The organism is Streptomyces sp. NPDC001222 (assembly GCF_042896945.1).
In the GTDB taxonomy this organism is placed as follows: domain Bacteria; phylum Actinomycetota; class Actinomycetes; order Streptomycetales; family Streptomycetaceae; genus Streptomyces; species Streptomyces gibsoniae.
Genome location: NZ_JBIAXT010000053.1, coordinates 26,886 through 38,334, shown reverse-complemented (window position 1 = coordinate 38,334; position 11,449 = coordinate 26,886). Strand labels below are relative to the sequence as shown.

Sequence of the window (11,449 nt, the reverse complement as noted above, 5' to 3'; positions counted from 1 at the left end):
AAGCCGGAGCGCTCACTGCGGTCGGCGATCGTGCGCGCCAGGTCCTCGCACGAGCCCAGGCTGGAGCCGTAGGCGACGGTCAGGTTCACCCCGACGCCGCTGACCTGCGCCTGCTCGTGGGCCTCGTCGCTGTCCAGGGCTGCGACGCTGAAGACGGCCCGCTCGTGCTCCTGACGCTGGCGCACTACCAGTTCGAAGTCGCCGGGCTTGCGGGTCAGCGCCTCGCGTACGTCCATCTTGTAGTCGGTGGTGTCGGAGAACTTGAACTTCTGCAGCACCAGCGCCAGGGCCAGCTTGGCCTCGGTGAGCGCGAACTGCCGGCCGATGCAGGCACGCCGGCCGTTGCCGAACGGCTTGTAGGCGTGCTGGTGGTGCTGGGCGCGGTTCTCCGGCAGCCAGCGGTCGATGTCGAACTCCTCGGGGCGGTCCCACGCCTTGGGGTGCGTGTGGAGCGGCCCCATCAGCAGGTTCACCTTCGTGCCCGCTTTGAGTTCGTACTGGCCGCCGATGACGGTGTCCTCGATCGGGGCCTTCATGATCTGCGGGATGGGAGCCCACAGGCGCAGGGTCTCCTCCAGGATCCGCGGGATCACGTCCATCTTCATGATGGTGTCGTAGTCCGGCACCGTGTCGCCCGGCAGCATCCGGTCCACCTCGGCGTAGGCCTGGGCCAGCACGTGCGGGTTGCGCATCAGCGAGTACGTCGCGAACGCCAGCAGACCACTGGTGGTCTCGTGGCCGGCGATCAGGAAGGTCACCACCTGGTCACGGACGTTCTCGTCGTCCAGCGGCTTGCCGGTCTCCGGGTCGGTGGCCTCCAGCATCAGGCCCAGCAGGTCCTCCTCACCGCTGGACTTCCCCTGACGGCGCTCCTTGATCACACTTTCGACCAGGTCCCGCATCAGCTGGATGTTCTCGTGGTACCGCTTGTCGTCGTCCACCCGCAGCGCGGTCATCGACGGCAGCTCCTGCGTGCGCCGCATCGACTCGGTAAGCGCCTCGAGGATCGCCTGGAGGAAGGGGTGCAGCTGCTCCTTGTCGAAGGAGTCGAACCGGTAGCCGAACCCGGACAGGGCGATGGTGTCCAGGGTGAGCCGGGTGTAGTCGTCGGTGATCTTGACCGGCTGGCCCTCCCGGCGCTCCCACTTGCCGACCAGGTTCTGGGCGATCTCCAGCATCTGGCCGAAGTAGCCCTTCATGGCCCGCTGGCTGAACGCCGGCATGAGGATCCGGTGCGCCATGCCCCAGACCTCTTCGTCGTCGGCGGCCGTGAACAGGCCGGTGCCGGTGTAGTCCCGGACGTGAGTCAGCGGCGCGAAGATCGACTTCCCGAAACGGGTCTCGTCGGAGACCTCGGTGATCAGGTCCGGGTCGTAGACGAAGACGTTCTCCTGGCCGGCGAGGTCCACGCTGTAGATGCCCTCGGGGAACTGCTTGGCCTGCTCTGCGAAGTACGCCACCGGGTTGGTGTCGGGTATCTGCGGCTGGCCCAGGATCGGGATCCCGAGCGGGGACCGAATGGGACGCAGGTCGTTCGCGGACTGTGTGGTCACGGGGCTTGCTCCTTCAAGGGAAAGGGGCGGGCAAGGACGCCGGCTGATGGGTACGACACCGAAACATACGACGTACGGAATTGGTAACATACGCTGTATGAAACGTCCAGTGCAACCTTGGTTATCCATGCCTGCCGCCCACGCTGAGATCGGCCTCGCATTCCGTACGCCGTACGGGCCTGATACCGTACGCGGTATGGAAAAGGCGAGGCGTCCCCCGCGGGGAACCAGGAAGAGAGACGTGCCTCTGACCGAGGCCGGGATCTATGCCGCCGCCCTGCGGCTCATCGACGCGGACGGGGTCGAGGCGCTCAGCATGCGCAAACTCGCGACCGTGCTCGACGCCAACCCGATGTCGCTGTACTACCACGTGCCGAACAAAGAGGCTGTGCTGCGCGGCGTGGCGAGAATGGTCGGCGCCCAGTTCCGCACTGTAACGCTGGAGGACTCTCCCTGGCAGGAGCGCCTGCGCCTGCTGGCTACGGATTTCCGGACGCTGGCGCACCGCCATCCCAAGCTCATGGCCTACTCGTTCAGCCACCAGCCGGACTTCATCCAGCGCGAAGATCCGTTCCTGGCTGCGCTCACCACGATCCTGGGCGCCGCAGGGGTGCCGCTCGCGGAGATCCCGGAGACCGCTGCACTCGTGTGCGCCGTCGTCACCGGTGTCCTGACCGCCGAACTCAACGGCGCGCTCCAGCAGTGGGCGAACATCAAGCCCCCCACCGTCCCCACTGTCGACGACAACGGACACACGAATCCAGGCCCCGACGAGGACCGTGTCTTCCGCCTGGTGCTGGACACGGTCATCACGGGCCTGGAAAGCCGGCTCGCCGCCGTTCGTGACGGCCAGGCCGACGGCCATTGAGTCTGTAGTCCTAACGGCAACTTCGTCGGCTCGCATTAGCCCCGACTTCGTCCATCTCGTCCATGCCCATTGCCGTCTGGTGGGCGGCTTGGCGGAGTTGCACGAAGTCGCCGAGGTGGCCTCCGGCGAGTGGCGGCAACGCGCCCTGCCCCAAGAGTCCATCGCTGCCGCGGACTTCGACAGCCGCCAGATGCTGGCTCTTCTGGCTGCGTCACTTGTCGCGGGTCAACGTCAGTGAGCATGGACGTCACCAGGCCGTCGCCGAAGTCCGCCAGGGTTGCCGAGGTGGAGGCGGCGGTGGCGCCCGGCTGGCAGACCGCCGCCCGCAGCTGCCAGCCGGGCGCAAAGGATCCTGGACGCAGAGGCCTCTGCAAAGGTGACGTTGACGCGTGGCAATTCGCTCCACAGGGCTCGTCGTTGCCCTTTCGAGGGGCTCGGAATCCTCGTCAGAGCAAGGGTCGGTCGGGGGTGGGCGTCCGCAGTAACTGGGACATGAACACTTGCTTCTCTTCTTCCAGGCGTCCGTGGTCCGGGGCGCGACACGGTGGAGGCCGCGTGCCGGGTCCTTTGTCCAGCGACGGCGGAGGAGCGGCGTGCATATGCAAGAGGCTCTTCGGGGTCTCCGCGTCGGCACGCCCATACGGGGGAGCGGGACAGGACGGTGATGGCGACGCGAGCCACACCACTGCCGTGGGCAAAGAGCCCGTCCCGCCCGGCGGTTGGGAGGCGCGTCTCAGCTTTCGGCGAGCAGGTGCGCCAGTTCGGTGTCCCAGTCGATGTGCCTGGACTCGGTGCCCTGCGGCACCACAGCCTCCGTGTCCTCCAGGAAGATCATGACGTCGGTCACGGGAACCTCGAGCAAGGCAGTGCCCGCGGAAGATCCGAGGGCGATGTACATCGCTCGGTCACCACGGCCGACGGTCGACCAGATCCGGACGTCTCCCTCGCCGGCGCACCCCCTCGTGCCGTCAGTAAGAAGATCACGTCCCAGGACCCATTCCACCGGCTCGTCACTGTCGGTGAAAAAGCAGGCGCGGACGACATAGGGATCGGTGGGCTCGTACCGCAAGCGCATGCTCATGGGCAGCGAGTAAGCGCGGGAGACGACAAGCTGCACGTCCACTCGCTGCACCACGACTCTCAAAGACTTCATCGACTTCACTCCAAGGCGCTTCTGCCTCGGCTGCGCCCCACCGCCGGACCGCCCGGGGCCGGCAGCGAAGAGGCAACGAAGGGGGAGGCGTTCTAGCAGGCCCGGGCGCCGGACGGCAGCGGCGGACCGCACGATTCGTGGCGTCGCGGCAGTGGGCGACGCGAGCCTGCGACCCGGGGTGGGTGTCCGCAGGCAGGTGTGGGGCGACAGCCCCTCACTCAGCCGGCTGCCTGGGTGGCGGTCACGGACCGCTGGTTCCTGGACCAGCGGTCTCGTCCCTGCCGCTCGGCAGGCGTCACGCGAGGCGCGCAGCCTGGGCCCGTGGGCGCAAGCGGCATCTGTCGCACCGGTCAGCGGTTCCGGTCGTGGTGGTGCCGGTCCCGCCGGTGGTGCTCGTAGCGGTTCCAGTCGTGCCGGTACGACCGGTCGGACTTCCATCCGCATTCCTTGTCGTCCCAGCAGTGGTGACCGTCGCGGCCGTGCCGGGCGAGCCGGTGACGCAGTCGTCGTGATGCCAGCCGCGGACTGCGTCCACGGAGTACCCCTCCTCGACCAGGAAGCCGACCCCGTGGTCCCAGCGGCAGCCGTGGGCCTTGGCACTGACGGCCGGACGCGGGACGTGTGCGGACGCGGGAGTCTCGGCCGAAGCGGCGCCTCCGGTACCGAGGACGGCGACACCCGCGACCGCCACGGAGGAAGCGGCGGCAGCAATGCGCTTCGTGAGCTTCTTCATGGTCTCTCCTTTCGGACGGTGCGATCTGCACCATCCGCTGCTTGTACAGGCGATGCATGCGCGCCTTGGGTTCTCCGAGCCAGCCATTCCATACGCCGTACGGAACTGCCCTTCCAGTAGTACCATACAACGTATGGAAATGGCGAGGTGCTCCTCGCTGAAGCCGACTGCGTCGATTGCGCCGGCGGCCTCGGTGCCCTCGTGTCGGCCGGCTGGGAAAGTGGCCCACGACCGCAGCGGGCGAGCGCTGAGGGAGGCAGGGGCCGGTGTCCCTGCGATGTGATCGCAGTAGCAGACCCGAGCTGGTGCTGCCGGTACGCCAGTGGCGAGTACAGGGCCCCGGGCAGCGCTGTGCCGGGTGCCGGCCGCAGGGCTGGAGAGCGAGCTGCGCCGCCGCCTGGGAACCCCGTCTTGCTCGCCCCGGCCCCAACGCGCGGCGGCAGCGAGCTGAGCCGAAGTCAAGGCAGGACGCCCATATAGCGGCAGAGAGGGCGCTGGCCGCCACCGTGACCGGCGGCGACCGCAACGACGTCACCCGGCTCCTGTCCCTGATCCAGGCGGTGCCGCCTGTTCAGGGCAAGCGCGGACGCCCGCGCCAGCGCCCCGCCGTGCTCTACGCCGACCGCGGCTACGACATGACGCGTACCGCCGCCAGGTCCGCGACCTGGGTATCCGCCCGCTCATGGGCCGACGCGGCACCGAGCACGGCAGCGGACGCACGAGAACCGCTGGGTCGTGGAAGCCGCCTTCGCCCTGCTCCACCCTCCGCCGCCTACGTTTCCGCTGGGACATCCGGGCCGGCATCCACCAAGCTTTCCTGACACTCGGCTGCGCGATCATCTGCTGGCGGACGCCTCAAAGCGTCAGTTGGATCTGAGTCCTTATCAGTGCTCGGCGGACTGGGGCTTCGGCTTGGCTCCGTAGCGGAGCCCATCAATGCGCAGGGCGACCATGCGTTCGTCACCGGTGTGGTCCTCGCCGGCCGGCGAGCACAGGCGGGACACCGCGTGCAGCAGTTCCAGGGGATCGACGTCACTGCGGACCTCCCCGGCGGCGGTCGCGGCGGCGAGCAGCGATCCGAGGGCGGGCTCGAAACGCTGCTGGAAGTAGGCGGGCAGCGGCTCGAAGGCGGGGCTGCCGGAGTGCGGGGTCGCAGCGAGCCCGCGTTTGGCCCCGAGGAACTCGGTGAACCGGCGCAACCAGCCTGCGCAGGCGCAGGCGCAGGCGCTGGAAGCGACCCTGCGCGCCTGCAACCAGGCCGCCCCCCCCATGCCTCCACCGTCGCCTTCGCCAAGGACGTGAAGGTCCGCAAGGGCCTGCAGAAAGAGGAGTACGCGGGCCTGGAGGCCACCTTCGAGCTGTCCGCGCAGCCGGCGGTCCGGGCGGTGAAGAAAGTCGTCGACACCTGCACGACGGAGGGCTCTGCTCACCGTGGTGTCCGGTCTCCTCGGCCCCTAAATGATCACTGAAGGTTTGATACCAAGCCAAGAGATCGCGCGAATAGGCGTGGGTCATGGTCGGCGGTTCGGTCGGTTTCCCAGCGGTGGGTGGTCCATGCCCGTCGGATCAGTACGTGAACAGCAACTTCAAGATGAAACGGCCTTATTGTTTATCCACGCGGCCTCATTGTTTATCCACGGATCTTCACGGTCACGCTGTATCGGCCCTCATCACCGGTGCAGCGCCGGGCCTCGCCGCAACTGGTTCGGTGGGCTGTGATGTCTGCTGAGCCGGGCCGGACGGCGCGCAGGGTGAGTTCGACAGTGCCGCAGCCGGCGCCTGGGGCACAGGTGTGGGCTGGTGTGACCCGCGAGGTGTCGGCGGCCAGGACGTCGGGTGTTCTGCTGGTGAGGTCGGACCAGTATGTGCTGTGCAGTGTGATCACCACCGAGGTGCCCACAGTGGCGGAGACGGTGGTGTGGTTGGCGTGCTCGTCCAGCCGGAGGTGTGCGGGCGCCTGCGTGGTCGGTGCGACAGGCTGCGCGGCGTCGGCGCCGCAGGCGGAGGTGGCGGCGAGAGCCAGGCATGCGGCGAGGCGGAGTGCAAAGTGGGTGCGCGGGAGCGCCATGGGCGTGACCTTTCCAGGTGGTTTGTGCCGATGGGACGGTTCCGCCCCGGCAGTGGTTCCCTGCCGGGGCGGAAGGTGTCGTGCTGTGCCCAGGGCGTCCTGGTGGGGTCAGGAGGCGTTGAGGGCGGTGTCGTCGACCACGAAGCTGGTCTGGAGGCTGGAGTCCTCGGTGCCGGTGAACTTCAGGGTCACTGTCTGGCCGGCGTAGCTGGACAGGTTGAAGGACTTGAGTGCATAGCCACTCGCCGCGTTCAGGTTGGAGTAGGTGGCCAGGGTGGTGGAGCCGACCTGGACGGTCAGTTTGTCGTAGGCGGTGGTCGTGGTGGTCTCGGCGGTGTCGACGTGCAGGTAGAAGGAGAAGGTGGCGCTGCATCCGGTCGGGATGGTCACCGACTGGGACAGGGTGTCGGTGTGGGTGCTGCCGTAGCCGTCCATCCAGGCCTTCCAGCTGCCCGAGTGGGCGGCCTCACCGGTGGAGTTGTCGATCACCCCGGTGCTGGCCGTCCAGGGCGCGGCGGTGCCGGTCTCGAAGCCGGGGTTGCCGAGCTTTTGGCCCGGGCTGGAGCAGCCGCCGCCGGTGGTGCTGATGGTCCAGGTGAACGAGGTGCTGCCGGAGGCGTTCGTGCCGTCCTTGGCGGTGACGGTGACGGAGGAGGTGCCGGCGGTGGTCGGGGTGCCGGTGATCTTGCCGCTGGAGGAGATGCTGAGCCCCGCCGGCAGTCCGGTCGCCGTGTAGGTGAGGGTCTGGCTCGCGTCGGAGTCGGAGCCCGTCATCTGCAGGGACACGGCGGTGCCCACGGTGCCGCTCTGGTTGCCGGGGTTGTTCACGGTGACCGTGTTGCCCGTGGTGCCGCCGACGATCGCGTGCGAAATGGCGCACGCGTTGGTGTCGTTGGACCAGCTGGCCTGCTCGGCGAAGGTGCCGGTGCCCATCGTGACGTTGGCCGCTCCGCCCGTCTGGCCCGGAGCGATCCAGGCGCATTCGTCGGAGTTCTCCTGGCCGTTGTACGAGCTGCCGGTGTGGTTGGTCCAGCCGCCGGCCGGGTTCTGGTCCGACATCATCTCGTGCCACTCGTGGCCGAGCGTCATGGTCCAGCCGTCGAGGGTGCCGGGGGAGTTGACGAACCCGACGCCGCAGCCCGATCCCGAGTCCATGTTGTACGGCTGGTTGCTGAAGGCGACGTCGCCGACGGTGGAGGAGACCGCGCCGCCGGTCAGCGTGGTGTCACCGTTCCAGTCGTGCCACGCGCAGTACTGCCCCTGGTAGTTGTCCGGGTTGGTGCCGTGGGGCGACAGGATCACGTAGTACGCGTCGCGGTTCGACGCGGCCGTGGTGTTGCCGAAGTGACTGGCCGCCTTCACGGCCTCGGCGCCGAGCTGGTGCCCGGTGGCGGCACTGGGTGACGCCCCCGAGTTGTCGTACCAGGTGCCGGCCAGTACGCCGCCGCTCTGGTAGGGGACGAAGTTGGCGTTCGACGGGCAACTGGTCGCGCCGGTAGTCACGTTCGGACCGTCGCACCACTGGGTCAGGTCGGCCGACCAGCGCTCGTTACCGGTGCCGATGTCCTTGAACATCTCCTGGGCGACGGGCGCGGCGCCCGCCGAGTCGCCGGAGAAGGTCAGGTCCCCGCTGCCGTTGGTGCTCTGCGTACCCCACTGGGTGCCGTAGAAGACCAGGTAGACCTTCGAATGACCGCTCTGGACACCGATACCGTCGACGCCGCCGCCGTAGGACAGCGTCTGCGGCCCGGTCGCGACGCTCGCGGACTTCTGGGAGGCCGCCCATGCCTTCATCTTGGCATGCTGCTGGAGGGTCGGCAGTGCGCCGTGCCGGTACGGGTGCTGGTACGCGGGGCTGTAGGGGTTGGCGACGGAGCCGCTCGAAGCCTGGGACGCGGTCGGCGCGGCCACCGCCTGGGGTGCGACGGCCAGCATGCCGCCGGCTATCAGGGCTGCGGCCGACGCCAGCGCGGCGGCCCCGCGGCGGGTGAACCGCCGGAGCGGGTTGGGTCTCGTGTGGTCCGTGTTCTGTGGTCGCAAGAGACTGCCTTTCCTGGGGAGTTGGCGCCCTACGGCAGGAAGTCCCTTTGGTCAAGGTCATGACAAATCAGCCATGCTTCGACAGGGCACGGGTCCAACTACTGCCGGGGGGCTTCAAGTGGCGCACGTTCTTCGGTGTGAGCTGCCACCCCGGGCAGTGGTGGCCCCTGCGATGCTACTGAGTACCCAGCCCGACTGACCATTAGTCAATGGCAAAACCTTTGCCTCGGTAAGCAATACGGTCGAGCCCCAACAGTGATGAATCCAGACAGAGTTGACGTCGTCCGTCCCCCGACCAGGAGGACGGAGCGGATCGGCTATAGCGTGTGATGCCATGGACGTGGACGACGGATCAGTCAGTGACCTCACAGCACTGGGCCTGGCACGCTACGAGGCGCGGGTCTACCTCGCGCTGGTCAGGCGCGAGTCCTACACCGCCGCCGAGGTGGCGCGTGAGGCGGATGTGCCCCGTCAGCGCGTCTACGACGTATTGGACGCCCTGGTGCGGCGTCGGCTCGCCACCGTCCGCCCGGGCCGGGTGGCCACGTTCTCCGCGGTCGCACCCGAGCTTGCCACCGCCCGGCTCATGGCGCTGCACCGCGAATCCCTCGAACGGCTCGAGCAAGTGTCTTCGGCACTGGTCACTGCCCTGCTGCCCGTCTGGTCCGACGGGCGTACCAAGACCGACCCGCTCGACTACATCGAGGTGCTGCGCGATCCCAAGGCCATCGCCGAACGATTCGCCGACATCCAGGAACAGGCCGGACGCGAACTGCTGAGCTTCTCCCAACGGCCCTTCCTTGCCCCGGTCGCCAACACCGAGGGGATCGCGACGGTGCGCCGACTGCGCAGGGCAGGTGGCCGGGCCCGGGCCATCTACACCCATGACGCGCTCAACGACGCCGAAGTACTAGAGCACGTACGGCGTTTCAGCGAAGCCGGGGAGGAGGCGCGGTTCATCGCCGAGCTGCCGCTCAAGCTGATCATTGCCGACGCTTCGCTCGTGCTCTGTGACATGCCGGACCCCGTTGCCGGCACCGGCGCCACCACCGCGCTCTACATCGAACACCCGGCGCTCGCCAACTGCTTGCAACTGGCTTTTCAGAGCGTCTGGGACCGCGCCGATCCGGCGAACACTGTGCGCGGAGCCTAGCTCAACAGCAGTAACTCAAGTGTCTCGCCTGGAAGTCTGGACGGTACCGGCGGCCCGCGAAAGCGAGGCGCCCCGACTGTACGCTCTCGTTTCCTACCAAGACGTCGACGACGTGCGGGAGCGAATGGAGGCGTACCTGTCCACCCCCGAATTCCACGCCGACATGGAGGGCTTCGACCTCGGCCGGATCGTCAACGTCGCCGAGTCCGTGCTGAGGCCCAGCATCGGCTCACCCTTGCGGTGACTGGTTCGGTCGTTGCCTGGTCGGTGAAGTGGCGGTCAGGTGGGGACGGAACCGGCGGCCGCAGATCCCCGCCGCCGCGTTCGGCGGCGCCGGGGATCTGCGGCCCGCATGAGTCCCGTGGGTCTGTGCGACACGTGTCGTCGTCGGCGCGTTTTGGCGCCGGGAGCACCCGGCCCGCCCTATGCGGCTGTAGTGAGTTCGGCGCGGCCGAACAGCAAGGCGTAGCCGGAGGGGAGCTGGTGCAGGATGCGGGTGAGGAGGTCGGGGCCGGTCAGCGCTGCGACGGCACGGAGGACGGATCCGGTGTCCCAGCGGGTGGTGGCCAGGGTGGCGCCGCTGCGGGCGGCGAGGTCTTTGACGAAGGCCCAGCCGGTGAGGGGCTGGGTGTCGGGGATCTGTGCGGTGAGGATGCGTGCGGCTTCGAAGGGGAGGCGGGCTGCCAGTTCGACGCGTTCGTCGCCCGTTATCTGGCGTCCGAGTCCCGCGAGGACCAGGCGGACGGTTTCCTCGGCCTTCTCCTGGGTGGGGTAGACGCCGTCGTAGCGGACCTTGTCCAGCAGCTGCTCGTACGTCATCACGGGCGTGTGCTGGAAGGGTGCACGCCGGTCGGTCATCACTGTGATGGTTGCCTTTCTCGCCGAAGGTTGCGGTGCCGGTGTGCGGGCACCGGCATGTGGGTGGTCAGGCGGCCTGGGGGTGGCCGAAGAGCAGGTCGTAGCCCGCGGGGAGCTGGATCAGGATCTGCCCCAGCAGGTCGTCGCCGGCCGCATCGGCGACCGTGCTGAGGACGGCGCTGACGTCCCAGGCCGCGGTCTGCTCGGTGGCCCCCTCGATCCAGGCGGCCGTCGCGCGCACGAACCGCTCCGGGGGCAGGGGTTCGGCGCTCTGCAGCGGGTTGAGGAGGATCAGGGCGAAGTCGTCCGGCAGACGCGCCGCCAACTGGGCGCGTACCTCGCCGACCAGGTGTGCGCCGAGCAGGGCGAGCACCACGCGGGCCGCGCGTTGTGCTTCCTGCAGGTTGTGGTAGTCGCCGCGTTCCTTCACCTGTTCCAGGAACGCTTCCCGTCGCAGGGTCACGTCCATCGCCACCCTTCTTCGAGTCCGTCCCGTAGGGGCGGAGGACGGGGTGAGGGGGAGATCAGGTGCCCGTCCTCCGCCGCCGGTCGGCCGGCAGGCTCAGCCCGAGATCTCCTTGCGGTCGGATCCCCCGCCGATGGCGATCTTGCGGGGCTTGGCGCGCTCGGCGATCGGGATGCGCAAGGTGAGCACTCCGGCGTCGTAGTCGGCCTTGATCTGCTCGGTGTCCAGCGTGTCGGCCAGCACGATCTGGCGGGAGAAGACGCCCAGGGGCCGCTCGGAGAGTTCCATCTGTACGTCGTCGGCCTTTGTCACGGGCCGGCGTTCGGCCTTGACGGTCAGCATGTTGCGTTCGACGTCGATGTCGATCGCGTCCGCGCTGACACCGGGGAGGTCGAAGGCCACCACGTACTCGTGACCCTCACGGTAGGCGTCCATCGCCATCGCGGACGGCCGTGACCAGGTGCCCGTGCCCATCAGCTGCTGAGCCAGCCGGTCGAGCTCACGGAAGGGGTCGGTGCGCATCAACATGGTGAAACACCTCCAGCAGGTTCGGGCAG

Annotated in this window: 11 protein-coding genes; 3 read left to right on the top strand and 8 right to left on the bottom strand. The window is 68.2% G+C overall.

Features of this window, described 5'->3' with window-relative positions:
- Nucleotides 1–1,553 (bottom strand): cytochrome P450 (locus ACFY2Z_RS39065; protein WP_390748748.1); only part of this gene is annotated, 1,553 nt, incomplete at its 3' end.
- Between the two features lie 241 nt (nucleotides 1,554–1,794).
- Between ACFY2Z_RS39065 and ACFY2Z_RS39060 the strand changes: the two genes are divergently transcribed.
- The gene (locus ACFY2Z_RS39060) at nucleotides 1,795–2,421 is read left to right on the top strand and encodes a TetR/AcrR family transcriptional regulator (protein ID WP_390748747.1); all 627 of its coding nucleotides are present in this window, start codon (nucleotides 1,795–1,797) and stop codon (nucleotides 2,419–2,421) included.
- 733 nt (nucleotides 2,422–3,154) lie between these two features.
- On the opposite strand, the gene ACFY2Z_RS39055 is transcribed toward ACFY2Z_RS39060, so the two are convergent.
- The 4 genes from ACFY2Z_RS39055 to ACFY2Z_RS39040 form a co-directional block, all read right to left on the bottom strand.
- Nucleotides 3,155–3,574, bottom strand: a complete 420-nt coding sequence (locus tag ACFY2Z_RS39055) for an SsgA family sporulation/cell division regulator (protein ID WP_390748746.1) — start codon at nucleotides 3,572–3,574, stop codon at nucleotides 3,155–3,157.
- Between the two features lie 1,617 nt (nucleotides 3,575–5,191).
- Nucleotides 5,192–5,578, bottom strand: coding sequence for a hypothetical protein (locus tag ACFY2Z_RS39050; RefSeq protein ID WP_390748745.1), 387 nt, complete (start codon nucleotides 5,576–5,578; stop codon nucleotides 5,192–5,194).
- Nucleotides 5,579–5,937: 359 nt separating this feature from the next.
- Nucleotides 5,938–6,375: a hypothetical protein gene (locus ACFY2Z_RS39045; protein WP_390748744.1), complete on the bottom strand. Its 438-nt coding sequence runs from the start codon at nucleotides 6,373–6,375 to the stop codon at nucleotides 5,938–5,940.
- Nucleotides 6,376–6,483: 108 nt separating this feature from the next.
- Complete coding sequence (locus ACFY2Z_RS39040) at nucleotides 6,484–8,415, bottom strand: putative Ig domain-containing protein (RefSeq protein ID WP_390748743.1); 1,932 nt, start codon at nucleotides 8,413–8,415, stop codon at nucleotides 6,484–6,486.
- Nucleotides 8,416–8,749: 334 nt separating this feature from the next.
- On the opposite strand from ACFY2Z_RS39040, the gene ACFY2Z_RS39035 reads away from it, so the two are divergent.
- Nucleotides 8,750–9,568 carry a TrmB family transcriptional regulator gene (locus tag ACFY2Z_RS39035; RefSeq protein ID WP_390748742.1) on the top strand — a complete coding sequence of 273 codons (819 nt, stop codon included), beginning with the start codon at nucleotides 8,750–8,752 and terminating at the stop codon, nucleotides 9,566–9,568.
- 112 nt (nucleotides 9,569–9,680) lie between these two features.
- Nucleotides 9,681–9,812 carry a hypothetical protein gene (locus ACFY2Z_RS39030; RefSeq protein WP_390748741.1) on the top strand — a complete coding sequence of 44 codons (132 nt, stop codon included), beginning with the start codon at nucleotides 9,681–9,683 and terminating at the stop codon, nucleotides 9,810–9,812.
- A 179-nt stretch (nucleotides 9,813–9,991) separates the two neighbouring features.
- Here ACFY2Z_RS39030 and ACFY2Z_RS39025 read toward each other — a convergent pair whose 3' ends face one another.
- The 3 genes from ACFY2Z_RS39025 to ACFY2Z_RS39015 form a co-directional block, all read right to left on the bottom strand.
- A complete protein-coding gene (locus tag ACFY2Z_RS39025) occupies nucleotides 9,992–10,429 on the bottom strand; it encodes a DUF2267 domain-containing protein (RefSeq protein ID WP_390748740.1) in 438 nt (145 codons plus the stop codon).
- Between the two features lie 64 nt (nucleotides 10,430–10,493).
- The gene (locus ACFY2Z_RS39020) at nucleotides 10,494–10,889 is read right to left on the bottom strand and encodes a DUF2267 domain-containing protein (protein ID WP_390748750.1); all 396 of its coding nucleotides are present in this window, start codon (nucleotides 10,887–10,889) and stop codon (nucleotides 10,494–10,496) included.
- A gap of 99 nt (nucleotides 10,890–10,988) precedes the next feature.
- Nucleotides 10,989–11,420, bottom strand: a complete 432-nt coding sequence (locus ACFY2Z_RS39015; protein WP_390748739.1) for an Hsp20/alpha crystallin family protein — start codon at nucleotides 11,418–11,420, stop codon at nucleotides 10,989–10,991.
- Between the last annotated feature and the right edge of the window lie 29 nt (nucleotides 11,421–11,449).